The sequence below is a fragment of the Streptomyces lydicamycinicus genome (genome assembly GCF_000829715.2).
Taxonomy (GTDB): domain Bacteria; phylum Actinomycetota; class Actinomycetes; order Streptomycetales; family Streptomycetaceae; genus Streptomyces; species Streptomyces lydicamycinicus.
In genome coordinates this window covers 117,055-139,583 of record NZ_BBNO01000009.1, presented here as the reverse complement: position 1 = coordinate 139,583, position 22,529 = coordinate 117,055, and the positions used below count along the sequence as shown (strand labels likewise).

Sequence of the window (22,529 nt, the reverse complement as noted above, 5' to 3'; positions counted from 1 at the left end):
CCCGGTACGGCGCCGGCCGGCTGCTCCCCGGCCGCGCGCCCCACGTCGTCAGCCGCCCTCCCGCAGGCCCGCGGAGGGCCCGCCCCGGCAGGGCGGAGATGCGGATGATCCCGTTGGCCCTCAGCCTGGAGGTAACGGGAGTCTCCGACGCAGGCGACGCAGGAGCCGGCCCGGCCTGCGCATCGCGTCCAGAGGCCGTGCGCATGGCGAGGGCGGCGCGCCGTTCCGCGTGCACAGCGTGGCCCGATGGCGACCGTCGGCTGCGCGCAACGTAGGGAGCAGCAGTGACCAGACACCGCAAGTCCTCGCACCCGAAGATGGGCGAGGGCCACAGCATGCACAAGGGAACCGAGCAGCACGGCTGGTCGCCCGACGTCGACCAGACCGAGCAGCAGAAGAACGAGAGCGCCGGCCGGTCGTTCCGCCCGGAGGAGTACGCGCCCGAGAAGGACCGCAGCAAGGAGTCCGGCGGCCAGGAGAAGGTCCCTCCGGCGAGCGAGACCAAGAGCGAGACCCGTTCCGGTGAGCGGCGCGCTGCCGAAACCGAGGAGAAGGGCATGCGGGACATGGGGCCCAAGGGCCCCTCGCGCCGGCCCAGCGGCGGCAGGGACGCGGAGGCACACACCGGTGTCGACCCGCAGGAACCCTGAGGTCCCGGCGCCCCGGCGCTGAGGTCACGGCTGCCCGACGTGCGGCGGGGCGGATTCCGTCGTGAGTCCGCCCCTTTCTCCTGAGGAGCGAAGATGAGAGCCCTGACGTGGCACGGCAAGCGCGATGTACGCGTGGACACGGTCCCCGACCCCACCATCGAGGAACCGACCGACATCGTCGTCCGCATCACCTCCACCGGTATCTGCGGCTCCGACCTGCATCTTTACGAGGTCCTCGGCCCCTATCTCGACCCCGGTGACATCCTCGGCCACGAGCCGATGGGCATCGTCGAGGAGGTCGGGCCCGAGGTCACGGAGGTGTCCGTCGGTGACCGTGTGGTGGTGCCGTTCAATGTCTCCTGTGGCACCTGCTGGATGTGTGGGCAGGGGCTCCATTCGCAGTGTGAGACCACGCAGGTCAAGGACCGGGGGATGGGTGCCGCCCTCTTCGGGTTCTCCAAGCTCTATGGTCAAGTGCCGGGCGGGCAGGCGGAGTTGTTGCGGGTCCCGTTCGGCAACACGCTGCCCGTGAAGGTGCCGCACGGCCCGCCGGACCAGCGGTACGTCTATCTCTCCGATGTGCTGCCCACCGCCTGGCAGTCCGTCGTCTATGCCGACGTCCCGCCCGGCGGCACGGTCACCGTGCTCGGACTCGGCCCGATCGGTGACATGGCCGCCCGGATCGCGCTGCACAAGGGCGCGAGCAAGGTCATCGGCGTCGACCTCGTCCCCGAACGCCTCGCCCGCGCCCGCGAGCGCGGGGTGCACACCCTCGATCTGAACGAGTACGGGAAGAACCTGGGGGAGGAGATCCGCGGGCTCACCGCGGGACGCGGCACCGACGCCGTCATCGAGGCGGTCGGCATGGAGGCCCATGGGGCTCCGCTGGCGCGGGCCGCCCAGAATCTGGCCGGTCTGCTGCCCGATGCCGTGGGGGAGAAACTGATGGGCCGTGCGGGGGTGGACAGCATGGCGGCGTTCAACACCGCCGTCGACGCGGTCCGCCGCGGCGGCACGATCTCGCTCATCGGTGTCTACGGGGGAAGTGTCGACCCGGTGCCGATGCTGACCCTGTTCGACAAGCAGATCCAGCTGCGGATGGGCCAGGCCAACGTCAGACGGTGGGTCGACGACATCATGCCCCTCCTCAACGACGCGGATGTGCTCGGTGTGGACGGTTTCGCCACCCACACCCTGCCGCTCGAAGACGGGCCGCGGGCCTACCGGACCTTCCAGGCGAAGGAAGACGGCATGATCAAGACCGTGCTCACGCCCTGATCTCAGGCAGGTGCGGCGGCGGAAGGGATGTTCCGCCGCCGCAGCGGCTGGGGGCAGCAGCCCGGCTACCAGTAGTGTTTGCGGCCGGCGACCGCATGCCCCATGGCACCGAGGACCCAAAGGATCAAGCCGATGACGGCGAGAATGATGCCGATGGTCCACAGAATGCCGATGCCGGTCAGGAACCCGACGACAAGCAGAATGATTCCGAGAACGATCACGATGCGCTCCCATCTGGCATGCGTGTGTATTCATCACTTTGATCCTGTATTGCCTCCCGGGCAACCGCTGGTCGGCGGAGGGCAGCCGTAGCGGCCCGCCGCACCGGAGTGCCCGGTTGGCCGCCGCTGCCGGGGGCGGACGGGCGTACCGCTCAGGAGGCCGGGCCAGGGAGCGCGCTCTACGCTGGGTGAGGAAGCCGGCGACCGAGTGCGGTGAGGCGGTGAAAGGCTCGTGGCCGTACGACACCAGCTGATCAGGAGGTCGCCCGAGGAGCTGTGGGCGGTGCTCGCCGACCGCTCCCGCTACCAGGACTGGGTGGTCGGCACCGCGCGTTCGCGGCCGAAGGACGGCAACTGGCCGGAGGTCGGCGCCACGCTCGAATACACCGTGCGCCTGGGGCCCTGGGAGGCCGTCGGGCACACCGTCGTGCGCCACAGCGATCCGCCGCGCACCCTCGAACTGGAGGTGGACAGCGGTCGGCTGGGCACCGCCCGGATCGCTCTCGAAGTGCGTCCCTGGGGCGCCGACTCCCTGGTCATCGTCGACGAACACCCACTGGCCGGACCGGGCGGACGGCTACACAACGGGGCGCTGGACGTCCTGCTTCAGCTGCGCCACCGCAGCATGCTCAGCAGGCTCGCCGCCGTGGTCGAAGAGGCCCCGGCCCGGGCGCCCACCGGAACCTGACCGCCGTCCCGTCCGGTGGTGCACCGGTATCGGGGCCCGGTCCACCACCGGGGCGGGTGAACAGGAGGCAGCGATGCCGGACGCAGTGGTGATCGGTGCCGGACCCAATGGACTTGTCGCGGCGAACCTGCTGGCCGACGCCGGGTGGACGGTGGAGGTGCTGGAGGAGCAGGAAGAGCCGGGCGGCGCGGTCCGCAGCGACCGTGCGGTGCACCCCGACTTCGTCAACGACCTGTGCAGTTCGTTCTATCCGCTGGCCGTCGCCTCCCCGGTCCTCGCCGCCCTGAACCTGTACGAAGACGGACTGGTCTGGAGCCATGCGCCCCAGGTGCTGGCCCATCCGCTGACCGACGGCCGCTGTGCGCTGCTGGGGCGCGCCACGGCCGGCACGGTGGCGGGCCTGGAGACGTTCGGCACCGGCGACGGCGCGGCCTGGCAGGAACTGTGCGACGTCTGGGACCGGGTCGGCGGCGACCTCCTCGACGCGCTGTTCACCCCTTTCCCGCCGCTGCGTGTCCTGGCCCGGCTCGCCGCCCGGGCCCGCGGTGCCGGCGGGTTGCGGCTGGCGCGGATGATGCTGCTGCCCGTACGGCGCCTGGGCGAGGAGGAGTTCCACGGCGAGGCGGGCCGGCTGCTGCTGGCGGGCAACGCGCTGCACGCCGACCTCGCCCCCGAGGCCACGGGCAGCGGCGGCTTCGGATGGCTGATGTCGATGCTCGGCCAGCACTACGGCTTTCCGGTACCGGCCGGTGGTGCCCAGTCGCTCACCTCGGCCCTGGTACGGCGGCTGTACCGCCGGGGCGGGGTGCTGCGCTGCGGGGAGCGGGTCGACGAGATCGTCGTACGCTCCGGACGCGCGGTGGCGGTGCGCACCGCGATCGGTGAGACCGTACCGGGCCGCCGCGCCGTGCTGGCGGATGTGTCCGTGCCCGCCCTGTACGGCCGGCTGGTCGACGCCCGGCACCTCCCCGGACGGCTGACGGCGGACCTGCGGCGCTTCCAATGGGACTTCGCCACCTTCAAGGTGGACTGGGCGCTCGGCGGCCCGGTGCCGTGGACCGCCGAGGCCGCCGCCACCGCGGGCACCGTGCATCTGGCCGACGGCATGGACGAACTCACCCGCTTCACCGCGCAGATCGCCGCGGGCCAGGTGCCCGACCGGCCGTTCGCGCTGTTCGGCCAGATGACCACCGCGGACGCCACCCGCTCCCCGCCGGGCACCGAATCGGCCTGGGCCTACACCCACGTACCCCACCGGATCCGGGGGGACGCGGGGGAGGACGGGATCGGCGGCGCCTGGGGCCAGGGGGACCAGGAGGCGATGGCGGACCGGCTGGAGGAGCAGGTCGAGCGCTTCGCGCCGGGCTTCCGGTCCCGGATCAAGGCGCGCCGTATTCTCGCCCCGCCGACGCTGGAGGCGCTGAACGCCAATCTGCACGGGGGCGCCCTCAACGGCGGTACGGCCGCCCTCCACCAGCAGCTGGTGTTCCGTCCGCTGCCGGGCCTCGCCCGTCCGGAAACCCCTGTGGCGGGCCTCTACCTGGCCTCCGCCGGGGCCCATCCGGGCGGCGGGGTGCACGGCGCCCCCGGCGCCAACGCGGCCCGCGCGGCGCTGCGCACCCGCGCACCGGGCCGCGTCCTCAGCCGGGCGCAGCGCGCACTCCACCGCGGCGCGTCACTGCGGGCGCCGATGAGCTGAGGTGACGGGGCATCAAAATCCCTCTGCTGCATCCCACTTCGGCGCCCCACCGCTGCCTCCCACCGGCCCCGGCGCTCAATCGGGGGTGACCGGCCCGGCCGGCAGCGCCGCCAGCAGCATGAGGGCCACATCGTCCTGCCGGTCCGCGTCGCCGTGCCGGTTCTCCAGGAGGGAGTCGGCCAGCCGGTCCGGACCCAGTGGCGGCGCGTCGTTGAGGCGTCCGGCGAGGTCGGCGACGGAGAGATCCGGATCGGTCCCCGGCGTTTCGATCAGGCCGTCGGTGTAGAGCGCCAGGACGGACCTCGGCGGCAGGGTGATCTCCGTGGCGGAGTACCGGGCCCCGGGCTCGATGCCCAGCAGCAGCCCCGGAGGCACATGCAGCACCGTGGTGTGCCGGTCGGGGTGGCGCAGCAGCGGCGGCGGATGCCCGGCACAGGCCAGGCGCGCCCGGCGGGTGCGCAGGTCGATGTGGACGTACAGACAGCTGGTGAACAGCCCCGGGTCCAGATCGGTCAGCAGCCGGTTCGTCCGGGCCAGCACCTCGTCCGGTGCGGCCCCGGCGGTGGCGTAGGCGCGGACGGCGGTGCGGACCTGCCCCATGAGGGCGGCCGCCGCCGCGTTGTGGCCCTGAACGTCACCGATGACGGCGGCGACGCTGTGCTCGTTGAGGCGGATCAGATCGTAGAAGTCGCCGCCGATGTCCATACCGCGGGTCGACGGCAGGTAACGGGCGGCGACAGCGAACCCCGGTACCGAGGGCAGGCCGTGCGGCAGCAGGCCGGCCTGGAGATCGTGCGCCAGCTGCTGCTTGGTGTCGTACAGGCGGGCCCGGTCCAGCGCCTGGGCGATCAGCCCCGCCAGCGAGGTCAGGACCTGGCGTTCCTCCAGACTGAAGGTGCGGGCCCGGGTGTACGAGAGGATGCAGCAGCCGACGGGGCGGCCGGACACGACCAGCGGCAGTACGGCCCGCGCGGCCTTGCCGGTCAGCCGCGGCAGCCCCGGGTAGTCGCGTTCGATCTCCTCGGGGGACGAGAAGAAGCTGGGCTCCCCGGTGGCGAGGGCGTGGACGGCGGGGCTGTTGGCGGCGCCGAGGGCCACCCCTTCGAAGGCGGCGACCGCCTCGGCGGAGTAGCCGCGGTGCCCGATGGTCCGCAGCCGGCCCGCCTCCGCCACGTACATGATCATGCCCTGGGCGCCGAACGCCGGCACGATCTGGTCGGCGACGAGATCGACCACATCCTGCGTTCCCACGGCCTCCGTGAGGGCCGCCGCGAGATGCAGCACGTGGTAGATCTGCCCGGCCCGCACCGGCACGACCTCCCCTTGCGCGGGTGCGGCCGCCACCGGGCCGTAGTCCTTGTCCGACGGGCTGATCCACACGCTCAGACCTCTGCTGTCCGGGAAGAGCCGGAAGGTGAGCCAGTGGTGCGGGGGCCGGCTGGCGGTGAACGACGTCGGCCGGCGGCTGATCACCGCGGCCCGGTAACGGTCCTCGAAGACCGGGTCGCGCAGCCACGGCAGAGCCTCCCAGGGGCGTGCGCCGATCAGCCTGCTGCCCTTCTCGCCGAGCAGCTCCACCGCGCCCCGCGTGACCAGGGTGATACGTCCTTCCAGGTCAAGGGCGCAGCAGCCGCCGGGCAGCCGTTCCAGGTAGTCGGCCGCCGCCAGCGCCTCGGCCGGGCCCACGGCGCGCGCCGGCGGCGGCGTGAGGACCCGCGGCGCCTCGCACGGACCGGAGCCGTCGGGCCGGGGGTGCCGTGCCAGCAGCGCCGCCAGACGCCGGCACGCGGCCGTCACCGCATCGCGTTCCGCCGTCGACAGCTGGGACGCATGGCCGGCGGGCCACAACAGCAGCAAGGCGCCCAGGCTGCCGGCCGGGCTGCTGACCGGGGCCGCCGCCAGCGAGAAGTCGTAGGGCACCGCCACCGCCGTCCGCGGGAAGTCACGGGCCATCTGCTGCTGGCCGCCCGCCCACACCAGACGCTGTTCGCGGGTGGCGACGGCGACCGGGATCGGGGCTGCCAGCGCGACCCGGTCCCACGGTGCCAGGAACGGCGCCGGTACCCCGCTCATGACGGTCAGCTGGAGGACCGGCGCGTCGGCCGCCAGCACATAGACCCCGCCGACGGACGCCCCGGTCTCCTCCATCGCGCGCAGCAGCGCCCGGCCCACCGGGTCGCCCGCCGGGCCGGGCCCGTTCCCGCCGGTCATCGCGCACCTGCGCACTGTCGTCGTGCCATCGAGACCCACTCCGGCCCGCCGCATTTCTCCCCGTGCCGAGACCGTCATGACGTCTCTCCCGGGACAGTGCCGACGTTACGCCGCCCACCGGGCCCCGGCACTCGCTGCCGGGCCGGGCCGGCGGCCCCGGGACCAGGCATTTCGGCTCCGAGATGCGCTCAGCTCAAGCCGCGTATCATGAAGTGGCGCCTCTTTGTAGCGGCGCGGGCAGCATGTCGCCTCCGATTTCGGAGAGGAACATGGCCACAGGCGAAGAGGACGAGACCGAACGAGTCCGGCGTCCGTCCGGTAAGAAGACCGCCAAGAAGACCGTCAAAAAGACCGCCAGAAGCGCCGGCAGTGTCCGGGCCGGCCACCGCGGGAGCGAAAGCGACGGTGAACCGCCGCGCGCGGGCCGTCGTGTTTCGGCGTCACGTGCCATGCGGTACGCGGCGGACCAGCTCAAGGAACTGCTGGGGCGGGCTCCCGAGTCCGTCTCCGCGGTGCAGCCGACAGAGGACGGCTGGCAGGCGGACGTGGAAGTTCTGGAGCTGGAACGTGTCCCCGGGACCACCAGCGTGATGGCGACCTACCGGGTGATGCTGGACAAGGAAGGCGAACTGGTGGCGTACGAGCGCACTCGCCGCTACACCCGAGGCCAGATCGACCGTCGCTAGGGCCCCGGGAGGCCACGCAAGACCGTTCGCCGGGCGAACGATACGGCCACTCCGAAAGGCCGGAGTGAGCCGGTGAAGGGAGGCACCGTGACTGTGGTGCCGCAAAGCGGAGGAACCGTTGCCGCAGGTGGCGGCGGAGGCTCCGGAAACCTCTACGACATTCTCGATCTGATCCTGGACCGCGGTCTGGTCATCGACGTCTTCGTGCGTGTGTCGTTGGTGGGCATCGAAATCCTCAAGATCGATGCCCGCATCGTCGTCGCGAGCGTCGACACCTACCTGCGCTTCGCCGAGGCCTGCAACCGCCTCGACCTGGAGGCGGGACGCAAGGCACCCTCCCAGCTGACCGACATCGTCGGTGAGGTGACCGAGGGCGGCTCGCACGGCAAGGCCAAGGGCGCGCTGTCCGGGGCCGCGGAAGCGGTGACCGACGCCCTCAAGGGCGGCAGCGATGACGACGAGGAACACGAGTCGAGGCACAAGGAGCCCGCCGAGCGGCGCGAGCGGCCCGCTCGCCGGCCGGCCCGGCGCCGAAAGGAGTGAGGGATGTCGGTCTACGTCTACTCCATCGTCGCGACCACCCATCCGCAGAACCTGGAGGGCCTCCAAGGGGTGGGAAACCCCCCGTCCGACCTCCGTACGGTGCAGAGCAAGCAGCTGTCCGCCGTGGTCAGCGACGCCCCGGAGGAGCTGCGGCCCAAGCGCCGGGACCTCGGCGCGCACCAGGCCGTCCAGGAACGGCTGATGGCCGACGGCACGGTCCTGCCCTTGCAGTTCGGCTTCACGACCACGGACGACGAGGCCGTACGGGCCGTCCTGAAGGAGCGGGCGGACGAATTCACCGAGCGGCTGGAGGCGTTGGAGGGCTGCGCCGAATACCACCTGAAGGCCGCCCAGGACGAGGATGCGCTGCTGCGGCAGATCCTCACGGAGTCGGATCAGGCACGACAGCTCAACGAGCAGATCAGAAGCGGCAACGCCGGGCCCGAACTCCCGCTCGCCCTCGGTGAGATGGTCTCCCAGGAAGTGCAGGCACGGCAGGAACAGCTCGCCGCCGGAGTCCTCGATGCGCTGCGCGGATTCGCGCGGGAGGAGCGCACCTCACCCCCCACCGGGAACGACTTCGTGAGCGTGTCCTTCCTGGTGGAACAGGACAACGAGAAGAGCTTCCTCGGCGCGGAGCGGGATCTCGCCAAGGAGCTGGGGGAGGACTTCGACCTCCGGCTGCTCGGCCCGCTGCCCGCCTACAGTTTCGTCTAGGAGTCCCCATGGGCCTGTTGAGTCAACTTGCCACCCTTCCGCTGGCACCGGTGCGCGGCGTGGCCTGGGTCATGGAACGCGCCCTGGAGGCCGCGGAGAACGAGTACTACGACCCCGAACCCGTCGAGCGGGAACTCGCCGAGCTCGAACGAGCGCTGCTGGCGGGAGACATCTCCGAGGAGGCCTTCGACCGGCGCGAGGACGAGCTGCTGGACCGGCTGGACGAGATCAGGGCCCATGCCCAGGGCACCGACAGCTGACCGCGGTGGCCGCCGCGGAACGGGAGCGCCGCCCCGCGCTCCCGTCGCAACACCGGGAATCGAGGTGCAGCGGTCGTGAACGAACCCGTCAGGAGGATGGGCGACTATCCGTCCCGGGCCGGCCCGTACGGCGGGCAGGGCTCGTCGGCCAACCTTGCCGACATCTTGGAGCGGGTGCTGGACAAGGGCATCGTCATCGCGGGCGACATCCAGATCAATCTGCTGGACATCGAACTGCTCACCATCAAACTGCGCCTGCTGGTCGCTTCGGTGGACAAGGCGAAGGAGATGGGCATCGACTGGTGGGAGCACGACCCCTCGCTCTCGTCCCGCGCGTCCGACGGCTACCGCTCGCTCGCCGACGAGAACAAACAGCTGCGCGCCGAGATCCGGGCCCTGCGGGAGGGCGAGGAACTGCCCGCGGCCGAGGAGGAGGACGAGGAGGAGTACGAGTACGAGGATGAGGGGGAGGCCGAGGAGGAGAAGCCCCGGCCCGCCGCCCGCCGCGCCACCGCTGCCCGCGGCACCCGTGCCAAACGGCCCGAGCCCCGCCCCCGTACCAAGAAGCGGCGGAACACCTCATGACCGAGGTCATCAGCTATGCGTACGCGGTCGCGCGGGATGCCGGCGGATCGCTGACGGAGGCGCTTGCCGGTCTGCCGGGGGTCGCGGACGCACCGGTGCATCTGGTGCGGGCCGGGGAGCGCGGCGACGTGGTGGTCGCCGTGAGCCCGGTGCCGGAGGAGGACTTCCACGAGGCCGCGCTGCGCGCCAACTTGGAGGATCTGGAGTGGCTGGAGTCGGTGGCCCGCGCCCATCACCGGGTGATCGAGGCGCTGGCCTCCCGCACCACCGTTCTGCCGCTCCGGCTGGCGACGGTGTATCTCGACGACGAGCGGGTGCGGCGCATGCTGGAAGCCCGCCAGGAGGCGTTCGCCGGCCGGCTGGCCGAGCTGGCCGCGCACACGGAGTGGGGCGTCAAGATCTACGTCGAGGCGCCCGCGCCCACCGACCGGCCGGCCCCGCCACCCGCGGACGCGGACGCGGGCCTGAGCCCCGGACGGGCCTACCTCAGCCACCGCAAGGCACAGCGGCACGCCCGGGAGGACGCCTACCGCGACGCCGAAGAGGTCGCCCGGCGGGTCGAGGCCGCCGCCCGCGGCCATGCGGTCGACCGGGTCCAGCACCGGGTGCAGCAGGGCGAACTCGCCCGCGGGCCGGGCGAGAACGTCGTCAACGACGCCTACCTCGTGCCGCTCGGGCAGGCCGAGCGCTTTCGCGCGGACGTCAGCCGGGCCGCCGAGGGGCTGTCCGGGGTGCGCGTGGAGGTCACCGGGCCCTGGGCTCCGTACTCCTTCGCCACGCCGCCCGAGACCGAACCGGTGCCGGGAGCCGCTCCATGAGGCCGGCGGGCGGGCCGCCGGCAACGACGGACGAACCCCTGCCGGACCGGCAGATCGCGCTGATCGATCTGCTGGACCGGCTGCTCAGCGGCGGCGTGGTCCTCACCGGCGATGTCGTGCTCTCCATCGCCGATATCGACCTCGTCCGGATCTCGCTGCGCGCCCTGATCGTCTCCATCAGCGAACACAACCCCTCCCCGTGGTCCGCCCTCGCACCCTCGGTACGGGACGACCATGACGGCTGAGGACCGCCGGCCCGGCAACCGCTTCGACGATGTCGCCGACGCGGCCGACCGGGCGTTCCGGCTGCTGCCCGCGGCACCGCAGGACATCCCGCCGCCCGGCGGCCCGGCGGCCCGGCATCCGGCGCACCGGATCAGCGCCGACCCCGACACGGTGGAGCGTGACCTGATCAAGCTCGTGCTCACCCTGGTCGAGCTGCTGCGCCAGCTGATGGAACGCCAGGCCCTGCAACGGGTCGACGCCGGGGACCTCACCGAGGAACAGGAGGAACGTCTGGGAGCGACGCTGATGATTCTGCACGACCGCATGGTGGAACTCTGCGCCCGCTATGAACTGACGATGCAAGACCTCAATTTGGATCTCGGGCCGCTCGGGACCCTGTTGCCGCCCGCCGAAGAACCCTGAAGGGAGCACACCATGGGCATCGCGAAGAAGACCAGGAACCTCGGCCATATCGTCGAGGGAAAGGCCAAGGAAACGACCGGGAGGGCCCTCGGAAACAAAGCCCTGCAAAGGCGGGGCAAGGCGGAACAGGCCATGGGAAAAATGAAGCAGGCGGTGGAAAAGCGCCGGGAGACCTTCAAGCACTGACCGCCGCGGCCCCGCTGTCGCCTTTCGCGACGGCGGGGCCGCGCCCTCGGGTGGGCCACCTGAGGTGCCTCGGTCAGGGCTGCCGGCGCGCCTGCTCGGCGGCAGCCCGGCCCGCCTCGGACAGCCCGTTGGCCGAGCCGGTGCTGAGGGTGCCGCCGGCGCTCTCCAGATGCGCCCGGACGAACCACTGGAAGAGTTCCAGGGACCGCAGATGCTCGATGAGCAGGTCCTGGGTCACCGGGTCGATGCCCTCGGTGGCGGCCACCGCCGCCCGGTGGTCCTTGATGACGCCGGAGTAGACGACGTCCAGCGCCCCGAGGTGCTCGATGGCCTGCGCCCGTCCGACGGAGTAGTCCTCCCAGTTCCGTTCGGCGGCCAGCGCGCCGGGCGTGCCGGTGGGGGAGCCGCCGAGCGTCGCGATGCGCTCCGCGGTCGCGTCGACCATGGCACGGACCGCATCGACTTGCGGATCGAGCATTTCGTGGACGGCGATGAAGTGCGGCCCCACGACATTCCAGTGCACATGCTTAAGAGTGAGGGCCAGGTCATTGAGCGCATGCAGCCTCATCCGCAGCCGTCCGATGACCTCTCCGCCTTCGGCCTCGGTCATCCCGGGAACGGTATAGGCGGGGGAATTGCTCGCAGCCACGATGCATTCTCCTTTCACCACAGGTCGGCTCTTCCTGTCGTGCCAGTCCGCGTGCCCGGCAACCCGGCCCGGAAACACCGGGACGCCGCGCTTTCCGCATTCCGCCCCCGCGGTCCCGGCCCGTTCCGAAGTGCCCGTGCGGGCCCTCACCGCTGATTGAAGCGGTCGGCCGCCCGTTCGTTGAGGGCGCCGAGGACACCGCGGAGCCGACGGGCCGGTGGCTGTTCCCCGGCGGCGACCGTCGAACCGTCGACGGTGCCGCGCGCACCGTTGCGCGGCAGCACCCGGGCGACCGCGGACGCCAGCCGGGTGGTGGTCACCGGGGCCAGCCCGTGCGCCGTGGCGCCGAGTCTGGCCGCCGGCGTCAGCACGATCCGGGGCCGCCGCCGCTGGAGCGCGGTCACGATGCGCTCCGCCGCCCGCTCGGCGTTCATGGACAGCACCGGGGCCCCGGCCAGCGCCGAGAACCAGGCGTACTCCCGGCGGCGGTCCCCGCCGAAGAGGGCGTGCAGATGCGACCCGGTCCGCATCAGACCGGGGTGGACCGCGGTCACCGTGACACCGTGCGGGGCCTCTTCCGCATGCAGCCCTTCGGCCAGCGCGGCCACCGCGGACTTGGCGCAGGAGTACGGCAGCAGATGCGGCACCGCCAGCAGGCCGCCGACCGACCCGACGAGCGCGAGCCGGCCGCCGGCCGGGCTGCGCCGCAGGTGGGGGAGGGCGGCGAGCGCGGTGTTCAGGGCCCCGTTGAAGACGGAGTCCATCGCCTCGTCGAAACCGTCGGAGCCCAGCGCGTCGGCCGGGCCGACCTGGATGATGCCGGCGTTGGCGATGACGATGTCCAGCCCGTCGTGCTCCGCGGCGATCTCCGCGAGACGGTCCTGCACCGCGGCGCGGTCCCGCACATCGCACACCACGGCGCGCACCGTCCCGCCACCCCACTGCCGCAGCTTCCCGACGGCCCTGCCGAGTTCGGCCTCGTCCCTGGCCAGCAGCACGACATCGCAGCCCCGCCGCAGCAGCTGGCGGCCCATGAGCAGCCCCAGCCCCCGCGAGCCGCCGGTGACGACAGCGCTGAGCCCTTCGATCGGGGGAGCGGCCGGAAGCACACGCATGATGAGCCCTTCCACTGGACGCGGATCGGCACGGACGGGCGCGGCCCCACGGGGCGGGACCGGACGCGCACGCTCTTCGACGGTAGCGGGCGGCGGTCGGCGGCGGGCCCGGCACACGGCCGCTGAGCAGGGCGTTCGCGCACCCGCACGGGAGGGAATCCCGGGCGGGCAGGGGCGGGTGAGGCCTGCGAGGGGGCGCGGCACCCGCGAGGGGGCGTTCGGCCAGTCGGGCGGTGGCGGGGTGCGCTGCCTGGATGCGCTGCCTGGATGCGTCCGCGGCGGGGCGGTCCGGCGAGTGCCCGGCCCGGCCACCGGGGGCGGAGCGGCGAGTGCCGGTTGCCCGGCCCGGAGCACGCCCGCGAACGGCTCAGCCCGCGCCGGGCAACCGCACGTAAACGGTGCCGTCACCCTCCACGCTCACCCGGAAGGAGGGCTGGGGAGCGGTCGCCGGTCCGGCGATGTTCGCGCCGTCCGACAGCCGGAAGACGCTGCCGTGCCAGGGGCAGGTCACACAGCCGTCGGCGAGGGTGCCGTCCGTCAGTGGCCCGGACAGATGGCTGCACCGCCCGGCCAGCACATGGATCTCACCGCCCGTCTGACGCACGACCAGCAGGGGCACTTCACCGAGCTCCCGGCGTACGGCCTCGCCGACCGGGAAGTCCTCCACCCGGCCCACGGGGTGCCAGCCCTCTTCCAGCAGACGGGGTACCGGCTCCGCCTTGTTGGCGCCCGCGGCCTGCCGGAAGGAGAGGTGCCCGCCGAGCATGGCCCCGGCGCCGGCCGCGGACAGCCCGGCGAACCCGAGCAGCTTGCCGTGCGCGGTGCTGCCGCGGCCGCGATGCACCCAGGATCTCGCGTACAGGCCGATGGCCAGGGCCATCGACCCCGCATGCACCAGCCCGGTACGCATCTGGTCCTCGTGCTGCTCGGCCCAGTCCACCCAGCCGGCCCATGCGGCCGGTACGGCCGACAGGACGCCCACCCCCACCAGGAGGCGGGCGCCGCGCCGGTTACCCGGGACGGTGTCCAGCACCGCGGCGGACATCCAGGCGCCGATCGGCAGCTGCACCAGTGCCGGGTGCAGCGGATGACCGATCGGCAGGCCGTGCAGCACATCGCGGAAACGCCCCAGGGGCAGGCCGCGCACCACCCGCTGCACCGGGCCGATCACGGCGTCCAGCTGCTCCCAACCGCCCAGCGCGTCGAGTGATTTCACGAGTGCGGAGCTCATTCCTCCTCTTCCTCCTCGTCTTCCTCTTCCTCATCCCCTTCGCCGTCCTCGTCCTCCTCTTCTTCCTCTTCCTCCTCTTCGCCTTCCTCGCCTTCCTCGCCTTCTTCGTCTTCGTCCGCGGCTTCGTCCTCGTACTCGCCTTCCTCGTCGTACTCCTCTTCCTCCTCGCCCTCGCCTTCTTCGCCCTCGCGTTCCTCGGCCTCTTCTTCCTCGATGGCCTCTTCGTGTGTCCGGACGACCTCGCCCTCGCGGATTTCGCCGCGCCAGCCCTCCGGCGGCTCGTCGGTGAGCGTGACGTAGCGCTGGAAGTGCTTGAAGTCCAGCCGCAGCCGGCGTCCTTGGGCGCGCCAGATATTGCCGGTCTTCTCGAAGAACCCCGAGGCGTAATACTCGACGACCAGCACGATGCGGGTCAGATTGGGCGCCAGTTCATGGAAGCTGACGGCACCGCGGGTCGATCCCTTGGCACCCTCGGACGTCCAAATGATGCGTTCGTCCGGCACCTGCTCCTGGACGGTGGCCTTCCAGCCGCGCGTCGACGGACCGACCTTGGCCTTCCAGTCACTGGTCGTCTCATCGTGCAGCGACACATTGCGTACGCCCTTGGTGAAGCTGCTGAACTTCTCGTACTGCGTCCAGTGGTCGTACGCGGTGCGCAGCGGCACCCCGATATCGAGGACCTCGATGATGTTGGTGACCTTCTGGTCTCCCGATTTGCGCTTCCCCTTTCCGCCGCCGAAGAGCTCCTTGGCCTTTCCGGTGACGGTGTCCTTGACGTTCTCCGCTGTCCCCTTGACAGCGGCTTTGAAGGGCGAGTCACCGCCCATGATATTGGACGCGATCTTGGACAGCGATCCGCCGTTCTCGGCGACATCGGTGAGCTGTCCCGTCACATCCATCAGTTTGTCGCCGGCCTTTTCGGCCAGGTGCCCCACCCATTGCGTCGCGTAGTTCCCCAGTTCGTCTCGCAGCCGATCGAGGCCCGAGCCCGCGTTGTCCTGTCCCGTCTTGGCCATGACCGGTTACCTCCGGCGCTCGACGCGCGATGATGTCTTCTTGGCGCTCTTCTTCGCAGGAGCTGCCTTCTTCTGTGCGGCAGTCTTCTTCGCAGGAGCCTTCTTGGCAGTGGCCTTGGTGGCCGACTTCTTGGCGGCGGTCTTCTTTCCTGCGGTCTTCTTCGCTGCCGTCTTCTTCGCGGCGGTTTTCTTTGCCGCCGTCTTCTTGGCCGGGGCCGCCTTCTTGGCGGGTGCCTTCTTGGCCGTCTTCTGTGCTGTGGTCTTCTTCGCCGCCGTCTTCTTGGCTGCGGTCTTCTTGGCGGGCGCGGCCTTCTTCGCCGCGGTCTTCTTCGCGGCAGGCCGGCCTGCGGCAGCCTTCTTCCCTGCGGTCTTCTTGGCGGGCGGCTTCTGCCCACCCCGCTTCTGTGCAGCCGCTCGTGGCGTACGCCGACGGGGCCGCTCCTCGGGCTCCTCTTCCTCTTCCTCTTCTTCCTCCTCCTCGGGCCCTTCCTCTTCACCCTCGTCGTACTCCTCTTCGGGCTCCTCTTCCTCCTCGGGCTCCTCCTCTTCTTCCTCTTCCTCCTCCGGCTCTTCCTCCTCGTCGTACTCTTCTTCCCCCTCCTCTTCCTCCCCTTCTTCTTCCTCTTCCGGCTCTTCTGCGCCGAATTCGAGCGCGTGGGTACGGTCGTGGAGCGTGTCGGCAAGCGTCGACAGACGGCGGTTGGCGGCGGTCGTCAAGGCCTTCTTGCCGACGTCCAGCACTTCTCCACGCAGTTGTTCACCCAGCTCTGCTACCTGGGGGATCTCGCTGAGTTTGCGCATCCCCTGGGCCACGAGCTGGCGCGGTTCAAGCCCGAATTGACGCCCGGCGATATAGGACGCCGCGGTGAGGGCGAACCGGCCCTTCTTCGTGCGGCCCAGCACATAGCCGCCGGCCAGAGCGGCGGCCAGCAGGACCTTGGTTCCGTCATTCATGGGTGCGTCACCTTTTCCCGGACGTGCAGCCGATGGGCGTCTGTGCAGGGGGCCGCCGCTTGGCGGCATCATTTGTGCCCTATCTCCAGAGTGATCGGAGTCGTGACCGCCGCATCTTGAGCGGGCCGAAAAGCCCTCCGGGACCACGCTGTGAAAGGAGCCGGTCCCGCTGTGTGGCCGGGTCATGGCGCCGTGACCGTCGGTTGCCGCCGCACGGCCGGTGTTCCACGGGTGGCGCTCCACGGCAGGTGTGCGGGAGCGGTGCAACGGCCCTAGGCTCGGAATATGCCGGGAACACGCCGTGCACCGTCTCGTGTGGGAGTAGGGGGAGCGCGGTGTGTTCGCCGGTGCGTGACAGCACTGCGGCTGTCGGCCCTGGCGGCGGCGGTGGCGCTGCTCTGCGTCTTCGCGGGAACTCCGGCCGCGGGGGCCGTCGATGACCCCGAGCCGGCGCCGTTCTACCAGCAGACGCTGTCCTGGGAGCCCTGTGGCCAGGACCTCCAGAGCGGCGCGCAGAGCGACGGCGCCTCCCAGCCGCCCGGCTTCCGGGAACGCCTGGAGTGCGCCCGCATGGACGTGCCGCGGGACTACGCCCACCCCGCCCGGAGCACGATGCAGGTCCAGCTGATCCGGCTGAAGGCGACCGGGCCCGGCGAACACCTCGGCTCACTGGTGATCAATCCCGGAGGGCCGGGTGCTTCCGGCGTCAACTATCTGATCGACAGCGGGAACGCCTTCGCCCGGCTGAATCAGCGCTACGACATCGTCAGCTTCGATCCGCGCGGCACCGGCCACACCGAACCCATCTCCTGCGGCAGCAAACTCGCCACGGGCGGCGACGACAGCCTCGCCACGAAGGAGAAGCGCATCAACGAGGCCTGCGGCCGGTACTCCGGCGGCCTGCTGCGCTGGGTCGGCACCCCCGATGTCGCCCGGGACATGGACGTACTGCGCGCCGCCGTCGGCAACGACAAGCTCAACTACCTGGGTTTCTCCTACGGCAGCAAACTGGGCGCGGTCTACGCCCATGAGTTCCCCGACAAGGTCGGCCGGATGGTCCTGGACAGCGTCGAGGACCCGACCAAGAACACCTGGCAGACCGCACTGGCCCAGGCCCGCGGCTTCCAGCGGGCGCTGGACGACTTCGCCGCCGACTGCCTCCAGAGCGCGGACTGCCCGCTGGGCACCGACAAGCGCGGGGCGCAGGAGCAACTGCGCACGTGGTACCAGGAGTTGAGTGAACGGCCGATGAAGGTGAAGGGGGAGACGGTGGATGAGACCACCTATGTGTACGCGTTGCGGGAGGCCCTGTACAGCAGAAGCGACTGGCCGGCGCTGCGCCAGGCGCTGGCGCAGCTGCGGCGGGGCGACGCCGCCGGGATCCTCCGCCTGAGCGAGAGCGGCGGCGGCAGCGCCGCCCGTACGGTCCCGGCACCCCAGGTGGGGCGGGACGAGCTACCGCCGCAGGACCAGCTGGCCCTCCGGGCGATCTCGTGCCGGGACACCTCGGAACGCTATGGCGCCGACGACTACCCCCGGGCGGAGCGCGAACTCACCAAGGCGTCCCCGCTCTTCGGCCCGGACATCGCCCCGCTCCTGCTGGACTGCTACGACTGGCCGGTGGCGGGCGACGACTCCTCCCGCGAGGTCGCGGCGCCCGCTGCGCCGCCCCTGCTGCTCGTCGCGACCAGCAACGACCCGGCGACGCCCTATGAGGGTGCCTTCAACATGGCCCGCGAGCTGGGCAATTCGAGTGTCGTGCTGACCTTCCACGGTGAGGGACATGCCGCCTACACCACCGGAGACCTCTGTGTGCGGCGCCATGTCGACGACTTCCTGCTGAACGGGGTCCTGCCGAAGTCCGGTACGTCCTGCGGCTGAAGGACGGGCCGACGGCGGAACGAACACCGCCTGGCCGGGAACTACTTGTAGTAACGGGTGTCCTCGACATCGACGACCGGGGCGCCCGGGGACGGCGGCTGGGTGCGGCGCCGCTTCAGAATGCTCACATAGGTCGCGAGCCCGATGATGCCGACGATCATCATGATGATGCCGACCAGGTCAACGTTGATGCCGGCCATGTGCCAGTCCACCGCGAAGGTGAGAATCGCCCCCACCGCGAGCAGACCGATGCATCCGCCGATACCCATGGCGTCAGCCTCCATAACTGTATTGGCAGTAAGGCCTGATGACGCTCGCGTACCCCGCGGCGGACGCCTTATGTCCGCAGGCAGGCCAGGGCGGCCACCGGCAGCCGGGTTCCGTGGGAGGCTCAGCCGGCCCGCCGCCCGCCCCTGCCCGCGGTCTTCTTCGCCGCGGTCTGCTTCTTGGCGGCGGCCTTCGTGGCGGTGGACTTCTTCGCCGTGCTCTTCTTCGCCGTGCTCTTCTTCGCGGTACGGCCGGACCCGGCCTCCTCGTCCTCGCCGCGGGACCTCTTGGCCGCCCGGACGCTGTCCTGGAGTGCCGCCATCAGGTCCATCACCTCTCCGGCGGGCTGCTCCTCGCCGGCCGGGAACTCCGGCTCGCGGTGCGCCAGCTTCGCCGCCACGATCTCTTCGAGTGACTCCCGGTAGTGATCGTGCAGATCGTCCTCGGACAGCTCACCGAAGGAATCCATCAGGGCCTCGGCGGCCGACACCTCGTTGCGGGCGACCTCCGCCTGCCGCTCGGGCAGCACTCCGTCCATCGAACGGATCTGGTGCGGCCACAGCAGCACCTGCATGACCAGCGCGCCCTCCATCGGGCGGATCATCGCGAGGGTCTCCCGCCCGTGCAGCGCGATCTTGCCGAGCCCGACGCGCTGATGCCGCTCCATCGCCTCCCGCAGCAGTACGTAGGGCTTGGCCGCGGCGGGGCTGTCGATGCCCAGGTAATAGCCCTTGCCCATCTGGAGCGGGTCGATGTCGCCGCCGGCGACGAAGGCCAGGATCGTCAGGGTCTTCGCGGTGGGCAGCGGCAGCGCGTCCAGATCCTCGTCGCTCAGCGGCACGACCGTGTCGCCGTCGCCGGGCTTGTAGCCCCGGCCGATCTCGTCCGGGGTGATCTCGACGCCCTCCAGCGAGCACACCGGCTGATTGCGCACCCGTCCGCCGTCCGCCGTGTGGATCCGCACAAAGCTCACCGACGCGGAGGTGTCCGTGGCGTTGTACGCGGCGACCGGGATCGTGACCAGGCCGAAGCTGATGGAGAACTTCGCCGTGGGGCGCATGGGGGCCGCCTTCATCGGAGCCATTCGGCACCATGCTAGGCGGGGCGGACGGACCGTACATCCCGGGCGATACCAGGTGAGCCGACCGGGTGGCGGCGGCAGCGGGCGCCCCTCGCCCCTGGGCGCCTCCCGCCGGTTCAGCCCGGCCGGGCGGTGACCCGGCCCTCCCGGACCGCCTCCACGAGCGCCTGGTGATCGCGCTCGTTCTGGTCCGCGTAACGCTCCGCGAACCGCGCCAGCGCCTCGTCGAAGACCGTTCCCCGCCCCAGGTAGGCGGCGATCGCGATCCGGTCGCCGGAGCGGGCGTGCGCGCGGGCCAGCGTGGCACCGCAGCGCACCGCGAAGCGCCGCATGCCCACCGGCACCATCATGTCCGCGGGCATGATGCCCTTCCAGTCGCGCAGCTGGCGTACGTAGAAGTCGCGGGTGCGGCCGTCGATCCCGGTGACCCGGTCCCAGCCGAGGAAGATGTCACTGGCGGCCTGCATCAGCCGCTGGCCGGCCACCACGCGTTCGCCCTGGTTGCGCTGGGCGGCCGCGCCGGCGTACGGGGCGAGGACCGACTCGTCGGCCTCCTTGGCCTGGAGCAGCAGCGGGTCGTCCGCGTCCTTGCCGAGCAGCAGCACGATCCAGCAGCGGGTGCCCACACTGCCGACGCCCACGACCTTGCGGGCCATGTCGACCACCCGGTACTGCTCCAGCAGCCGCCGGTGGTCCGACCGCAGACTGGCGGCGTAGCCCTGGATCAGCCCGCGGAGCCGGTCCTCCAGCTCGTCACGCTCCGCGTCCGGCAGCAGATCCGCCAGCGGCACGATCAACGGGGGATCGGCGGCGATCCGGACCCGGCCGCCGCTCTTCCGGGTCAGCTTGCGGAACGCCTGCACGGTGTCGTGCGTACGGGCTTCCGCGATGACCCGGGACAGCCCCGCCCGGCCCCTGCTGCCCAGCTCCTGCGCCTCCTCGGCCTGCACATCGGCCATATCGGCATGGGCGTACCAGACCTCCAGGGTCCGCAGGTCCGCGTACTGGCGCATCCGGTCGCGGTAGGACGCACAGGCGGCCCGGACGATGCCGGCCCGGACCGTCTCGCTGAAACCGTTGCCGCGGCCCGCGATGGCGAAGCTGGCCGCCAGCCGTTTGACGTCCCACTCCCACGGACCGGGCAGGGTCTCGTCGAAGTCGTTGATGTCGAACATCAGATGCCGCTCGGGGGAGGCCAGCAGCCGGAAGTTCAGCAGATGGGCGTCCCCGCACAGCTGGGCCCGCAGCCCCGTCGACGGGGTGGTCGCCAGATCCGCCGCCATGATGGCCGCGGCCCCGCGGTAGAAGCGGAACGGCGACTCCAGCATCCGCCCGTAGCGGAGGGGCACCAACTCCGGTACGCGGACCGCCGATTGCCGCTCGATGAGGTCCACCGGATCGGCACGGGAGGCGGTGGGCTCGAACTCCGCATGACGGGAGCGGGGCACTTCGGAGCGAAGTGCCCTGCCCTGTTCCGCGCGTTCCTGTGCGGTGGGTCCGGTGGCCATTGCCGGCGCCGGAGGGTTCAGCTCACCTGGTGGCGGCGTGGCGGTGGTTGTCCGTACACAGCGCCCAGATGATGAAGATGTCGATGGCGATCAGCACGATGGCCCAGAACGGGTAGTGCGGAATCCACAGGAAGTTCGCGAGCGCACCCAGGCCGGCCAGGATCACACCGATGACCCGTGCCCACGTCGCCCCGGTCGCGAGCAGTGCGACGCCCGCGAGCAGGATGATGATGCCCAGGATGAGATGGATCCAGCCCCAGCCCGTGAGGTTGAAGGAGAAGACGTAGTTCTGTGTGGTGACGAATACCTGGTCCTTGGCGATGGCGGAGATGCCTTCCAGGAAGGCCATCGCACCACCGAAAATCATCAGGACCGCGGCGAACGCCGTCCAGCCGCCCACATATTTCTTCTGAGTGGCCATGGGTCACTCCTCACTTGAGAAACCTGGCCGTCCAAACCGGACCCGCAGGTGGCCATGCAGTGCATTCCACGTTTACACAGGGTCCGGTCGGCCGCATGTCAGGGACGTTCGAAGGCCTGGAGCACACCGGCCACCGCGAAGCACAGGGCTCCCGTGAGAGTTCCCCAGTTGGCGACGCCGACGCTGACCTCACTGCCGGTCTCCGGGCGGGTGAACGCGGCCACCGCGGAGACCATGAAGAGCACCGAACCCAGCTGATTGACCGCGACGATCCACCACCCGAGGCTGCGCCGGTGGATGCACGGCCGGCCGTGGCAGATCTCGGCGACCGCCAGATGACCCGAGATCAGGAACAGCAGACACCCGATCATGTCGGGCGCCCAGACCAGCCGGTTCAGCTGCTGGGACGTGAGCCCCTGGAGAAAGGAATCCAGCAGATTGACACCGAACACCAGCGTCCCCGCGAACAGCACGAACGTACTGAGCCAGTCGATCCGGCCCGGCTCGTAGCTCCACCACCGGAAGCGGTGTGTGGCCAGCGAACCGGCCGTGCTCTCCCGCCGCGGCGCGTTGATGGCCTGAACGAGTGAGGCATAGCCGCCCAGGGTGAAGAACACCCCGCCGACGAAGTAGATCGTGGCGCTGGTGGCCGGGCCCGAGCTCCACTGGGCGAGCGCCGCGCCGAGGGCGAAGAGGGACCCGCCGATCGTGAAGGAGACCGCGGCCACGCCGTTGAGTCTGCGCAGCCGGTCGAGCGCCGCGGCGCCGGCCCGCCGCGTACTGGTCTCGGCGGCCCCCGCGGGCCGTACTGCGAGCGTCCCGCGCTTACGGGCCGCCCGCGACTCCCAGACGGCCGTGCCGCCCTCTTCGAGGCGCCAGGTCAGCCGGGTGATGAACGGTCCCGCACCCTCGGCACGCTCCTCGGAATTCCGCACCCGCCGAGCGTAGAACCTGTCCGGCGGGCCGGCGCGGGCGCACGCCGACCCACGCGGGCCCTGGCGATCCACCGTGGATCGGCCAGGGCCTGCCTCGTCAGCGTGGTGCGGGCGTTCCCCGCGGCTCCGTCGACGGCGAGCCGGGCGCGGCTCCGGGCGACCCGGAGGCGCCCGGTGGCACGGCCCGTCCCGCGGCGCCCGGGGCCGGGAGCGGATCGGGCGCGGGGCCGGGCTCCGGGCCCGGCGTAGGCGGCGCCGGATGGGGCGGGACCGGGTCCGGC

The 22,529-nt window shown here is 71.1% G+C and carries 26 protein-coding genes; 14 read left to right on the top strand and 12 right to left on the bottom strand.

Annotated features, from left to right (window positions below; translation table 11 throughout):
- The first annotated feature begins 284 nt into the window (after positions 1-284).
- Both TU31_RS29955 and TU31_RS29950 read left to right on the top strand, forming a co-directional pair.
- The gene (locus TU31_RS29955) at positions 285-650 is read left to right on the top strand and encodes a hypothetical protein (RefSeq protein WP_042160344.1); all 366 of its coding nucleotides are present in this window, start codon (positions 285-287) and stop codon (positions 648-650) included.
- A 93-nt stretch (positions 651-743) separates the two neighbouring features.
- The gene (locus TU31_RS29950) at positions 744-1,928 is read left to right on the top strand and encodes a zinc-dependent alcohol dehydrogenase (protein ID WP_042160342.1); all 1,185 of its coding nucleotides are present in this window, start codon (positions 744-746) and stop codon (positions 1,926-1,928) included.
- A 65-nt stretch (positions 1,929-1,993) separates the two neighbouring features.
- On the opposite strand, the gene TU31_RS39250 is transcribed toward TU31_RS29950, so the two are convergent.
- Positions 1,994-2,149, bottom strand: coding sequence for a DUF6131 family protein (locus tag TU31_RS39250; protein ID WP_181018698.1), 156 nt, complete (start codon positions 2,147-2,149; stop codon positions 1,994-1,996).
- A 232-nt stretch (positions 2,150-2,381) separates the two neighbouring features.
- Between TU31_RS39250 and TU31_RS29945 the strand changes: the two genes are divergently transcribed.
- Both TU31_RS29945 and TU31_RS29940 read left to right on the top strand, forming a co-directional pair.
- Positions 2,382-2,837, top strand: a complete 456-nt coding sequence (locus TU31_RS29945) for an SRPBCC family protein (protein WP_042160340.1) — start codon at positions 2,382-2,384, stop codon at positions 2,835-2,837.
- A gap of 73 nt (positions 2,838-2,910) precedes the next feature.
- Positions 2,911-4,536, top strand: coding sequence for a phytoene desaturase family protein (locus TU31_RS29940; RefSeq protein WP_042160337.1), 1,626 nt, complete (start codon positions 2,911-2,913; stop codon positions 4,534-4,536).
- A 75-nt stretch (positions 4,537-4,611) separates the two neighbouring features.
- On the opposite strand, the gene TU31_RS29935 is transcribed toward TU31_RS29940, so the two are convergent.
- Positions 4,612-6,747 carry a SpoIIE family protein phosphatase gene (locus TU31_RS29935; RefSeq protein ID WP_042160335.1) on the bottom strand — a complete coding sequence of 712 codons (2,136 nt, stop codon included), beginning with the start codon at positions 6,745-6,747 and terminating at the stop codon, positions 4,612-4,614.
- A 269-nt stretch (positions 6,748-7,016) separates the two neighbouring features.
- On the opposite strand from TU31_RS29935, the gene TU31_RS29930 reads away from it, so the two are divergent.
- The 9 genes from TU31_RS29930 to TU31_RS37385 all read left to right on the top strand — a co-directional run bounded on the left by TU31_RS29930 (position 7,017) and on the right by TU31_RS37385 (position 11,190).
- Positions 7,017-7,433: a gas vesicle protein GvpO gene (locus tag TU31_RS29930; RefSeq protein ID WP_042160333.1), complete on the top strand. Its 417-nt coding sequence runs from the start codon at positions 7,017-7,019 to the stop codon at positions 7,431-7,433.
- A gap of 87 nt (positions 7,434-7,520) precedes the next feature.
- On the top strand, positions 7,521-7,976 hold the full coding sequence (locus TU31_RS29925; protein WP_107070781.1) for a gas vesicle structural protein GvpA: 456 nt from the start codon (positions 7,521-7,523) through the stop codon (positions 7,974-7,976).
- A 3-nt stretch (positions 7,977-7,979) separates the two neighbouring features.
- The gene (locus tag TU31_RS29920) at positions 7,980-8,693 is read left to right on the top strand and encodes a GvpL/GvpF family gas vesicle protein (RefSeq protein ID WP_042160331.1); all 714 of its coding nucleotides are present in this window, start codon (positions 7,980-7,982) and stop codon (positions 8,691-8,693) included.
- Positions 8,694-8,701: 8 nt separating this feature from the next.
- On the top strand, positions 8,702-8,953 hold the full coding sequence (locus TU31_RS29915; protein ID WP_042160329.1) for a gas vesicle protein GvpG: 252 nt from the start codon (positions 8,702-8,704) through the stop codon (positions 8,951-8,953).
- Positions 8,954-9,049: 96 nt separating this feature from the next.
- On the top strand, positions 9,050-9,538 hold the full coding sequence (locus TU31_RS29910) for a gas vesicle protein (protein ID WP_042160327.1): 489 nt from the start codon (positions 9,050-9,052) through the stop codon (positions 9,536-9,538).
- Positions 9,535-10,356, top strand: a complete 822-nt coding sequence (locus TU31_RS29905; protein WP_042160325.1) for a GvpL/GvpF family gas vesicle protein — start codon at positions 9,535-9,537, stop codon at positions 10,354-10,356. Before TU31_RS29910 ends, TU31_RS29905 begins: the two co-directional genes overlap by 4 nt.
- Entirely contained in the window at positions 10,353-10,601 is a 249-nt protein-coding gene (locus TU31_RS29900; RefSeq protein ID WP_042160323.1) for a gas vesicle protein, read from the top strand. The genes TU31_RS29905 and TU31_RS29900 overlap by 4 nt, the downstream gene beginning before the upstream one ends.
- Complete coding sequence (locus TU31_RS29895) at positions 10,591-11,004, top strand: gas vesicle protein K (RefSeq protein ID WP_042160321.1); 414 nt, start codon at positions 10,591-10,593, stop codon at positions 11,002-11,004. Before TU31_RS29900 ends, TU31_RS29895 begins: the two co-directional genes overlap by 11 nt.
- A gap of 12 nt (positions 11,005-11,016) precedes the next feature.
- Entirely contained in the window at positions 11,017-11,190 is a 174-nt protein-coding gene (locus TU31_RS37385; protein WP_078886053.1) for a CsbD family protein, read from the top strand.
- A gap of 73 nt (positions 11,191-11,263) precedes the next feature.
- On the opposite strand, the gene TU31_RS29890 is transcribed toward TU31_RS37385, so the two are convergent.
- The 5 genes from TU31_RS29890 to TU31_RS29870 all read right to left on the bottom strand — a co-directional run bounded on the left by TU31_RS29890 (position 11,264) and on the right by TU31_RS29870 (position 16,155).
- Positions 11,264-11,800: a Dps family protein gene (locus TU31_RS29890; RefSeq protein ID WP_042160671.1), complete on the bottom strand. Its 537-nt coding sequence runs from the start codon at positions 11,798-11,800 to the stop codon at positions 11,264-11,266.
- 185 nt (positions 11,801-11,985) lie between these two features.
- Entirely contained in the window at positions 11,986-12,954 is a 969-nt protein-coding gene (locus tag TU31_RS29885; protein ID WP_042160319.1) for an SDR family NAD(P)-dependent oxidoreductase, read from the bottom strand.
- Positions 12,955-13,321: 367 nt separating this feature from the next.
- Positions 13,322-14,185, bottom strand: coding sequence for a Rieske (2Fe-2S) protein (locus tag TU31_RS29880; protein WP_042160317.1), 864 nt, complete (start codon positions 14,183-14,185; stop codon positions 13,322-13,324).
- Positions 14,182-15,201 (bottom strand): SRPBCC family protein, encoded by a 1,020-nt coding sequence (locus TU31_RS29875; protein WP_042160315.1) that lies wholly within the window; start codon positions 15,199-15,201, stop codon positions 14,182-14,184. Before TU31_RS29875 ends, TU31_RS29880 begins: the two co-directional genes overlap by 4 nt.
- 6 nt (positions 15,202-15,207) lie before the next feature.
- A complete protein-coding gene (locus TU31_RS29870) occupies positions 15,208-16,155 on the bottom strand; it encodes a histone H1-like repetitive region-containing protein (protein WP_042160313.1) in 948 nt (315 codons plus the stop codon).
- 351 nt (positions 16,156-16,506) lie between these two features.
- Between TU31_RS29870 and TU31_RS29865 the strand changes: the two genes are divergently transcribed.
- Positions 16,507-18,036, top strand: a complete 1,530-nt coding sequence (locus TU31_RS29865; RefSeq protein WP_052719112.1) for an alpha/beta hydrolase — start codon at positions 16,507-16,509, stop codon at positions 18,034-18,036.
- 41 nt (positions 18,037-18,077) lie between these two features.
- Here the strand turns inward: TU31_RS29865 and TU31_RS29860 are convergent, their stop codons facing one another.
- The 5 genes from TU31_RS29860 to TU31_RS29840 all read right to left on the bottom strand — a co-directional run bounded on the left by TU31_RS29860 (position 18,078) and on the right by TU31_RS29840 (position 22,248).
- Positions 18,078-18,305: a DUF6458 family protein gene (locus tag TU31_RS29860; RefSeq protein WP_042160310.1), complete on the bottom strand. Its 228-nt coding sequence runs from the start codon at positions 18,303-18,305 to the stop codon at positions 18,078-18,080.
- Between the two features lie 122 nt (positions 18,306-18,427).
- Positions 18,428-19,363, bottom strand: coding sequence for a non-homologous end joining protein Ku (gene ku / locus TU31_RS29855; RefSeq protein WP_042160308.1), 936 nt, complete (start codon positions 19,361-19,363; stop codon positions 18,428-18,430).
- A 137-nt stretch (positions 19,364-19,500) separates the two neighbouring features.
- Complete coding sequence (locus TU31_RS29850) at positions 19,501-20,892, bottom strand: DUF2252 domain-containing protein (protein ID WP_042160306.1); 1,392 nt, start codon at positions 20,890-20,892, stop codon at positions 19,501-19,503.
- A gap of 22 nt (positions 20,893-20,914) precedes the next feature.
- Positions 20,915-21,313 (bottom strand): DUF7144 family membrane protein, encoded by a 399-nt coding sequence (locus tag TU31_RS29845; RefSeq protein ID WP_042160304.1) that lies wholly within the window; start codon positions 21,311-21,313, stop codon positions 20,915-20,917.
- Between the two features lie 98 nt (positions 21,314-21,411).
- The gene (locus TU31_RS29840; protein ID WP_042160302.1) at positions 21,412-22,248 is read right to left on the bottom strand and encodes a hypothetical protein; all 837 of its coding nucleotides are present in this window, start codon (positions 22,246-22,248) and stop codon (positions 21,412-21,414) included.
- Positions 22,249-22,529: the final 281 nt, after the last annotated feature.

Bases quoted from the DNA above. Each gene is read 5' to 3' on its own strand.
- TU31_RS29950 (WP_042160342.1), top strand. From the start codon at position 744: ATGAGAGCCCTGACGTGGCACGGCAAGCGCGATGTACGCGTGGACACG.
- TU31_RS29940 (WP_042160337.1), top strand. From the start codon at position 2,911: ATGCCGGACGCAGTGGTGATCGGTGCCGGACCCAATGGACTTGTCGCG.
- TU31_RS29935 (WP_042160335.1), bottom strand. From the start codon at position 6,747: ATGACCGGCGGGAACGGGCCCGGCCCGGCGGGCGACCCGGTGGGCCGG.
- TU31_RS29930 (WP_042160333.1), top strand. From the start codon at position 7,017: ATGGCCACAGGCGAAGAGGACGAGACCGAACGAGTCCGGCGTCCGTCC.
- TU31_RS29920 (WP_042160331.1), top strand. From the start codon at position 7,980: ATGTCGGTCTACGTCTACTCCATCGTCGCGACCACCCATCCGCAGAAC.
- TU31_RS29915 (WP_042160329.1), top strand. From the start codon at position 8,702: ATGGGCCTGTTGAGTCAACTTGCCACCCTTCCGCTGGCACCGGTGCGC.
- TU31_RS29910 (WP_042160327.1), top strand. From the start codon at position 9,050: ATGGGCGACTATCCGTCCCGGGCCGGCCCGTACGGCGGGCAGGGCTCG.
- TU31_RS29905 (WP_042160325.1), top strand. From the start codon at position 9,535: ATGACCGAGGTCATCAGCTATGCGTACGCGGTCGCGCGGGATGCCGGC.
- TU31_RS29900 (WP_042160323.1), top strand. From the start codon at position 10,353: ATGAGGCCGGCGGGCGGGCCGCCGGCAACGACGGACGAACCCCTGCCG.
- TU31_RS29895 (WP_042160321.1), top strand. From the start codon at position 10,591: ATGACGGCTGAGGACCGCCGGCCCGGCAACCGCTTCGACGATGTCGCC.
- TU31_RS37385 (WP_078886053.1), top strand. From the start codon at position 11,017: ATGGGCATCGCGAAGAAGACCAGGAACCTCGGCCATATCGTCGAGGGA.
- TU31_RS29890 (WP_042160671.1), bottom strand. From the start codon at position 11,800: ATGACCGAGGCCGAAGGCGGAGAGGTCATCGGACGGCTGCGGATGAGG.
- TU31_RS29885 (WP_042160319.1), bottom strand. From the start codon at position 12,954: ATGCGTGTGCTTCCGGCCGCTCCCCCGATCGAAGGGCTCAGCGCTGTC.
- TU31_RS29880 (WP_042160317.1), bottom strand. From the start codon at position 14,185: ATGAGCTCCGCACTCGTGAAATCACTCGACGCGCTGGGCGGTTGGGAG.
- TU31_RS29875 (WP_042160315.1), bottom strand. From the start codon at position 15,201: ATGGCCAAGACGGGACAGGACAACGCGGGCTCGGGCCTCGATCGGCTG.
- TU31_RS29870 (WP_042160313.1), bottom strand. From the start codon at position 16,155: ATGAATGACGGAACCAAGGTCCTGCTGGCCGCCGCTCTGGCCGGCGGC.
- TU31_RS29860 (WP_042160310.1), bottom strand. From the start codon at position 18,305: ATGGGTATCGGCGGATGCATCGGTCTGCTCGCGGTGGGGGCGATTCTC.
- ku (WP_042160308.1), bottom strand. From the start codon at position 19,363: ATGCGCCCCACGGCGAAGTTCTCCATCAGCTTCGGCCTGGTCACGATC.
- TU31_RS29850 (WP_042160306.1), bottom strand. From the start codon at position 20,892: ATGGCCACCGGACCCACCGCACAGGAACGCGCGGAACAGGGCAGGGCA.
- TU31_RS29845 (WP_042160304.1), bottom strand. From the start codon at position 21,313: ATGGCCACTCAGAAGAAATATGTGGGCGGCTGGACGGCGTTCGCCGCG.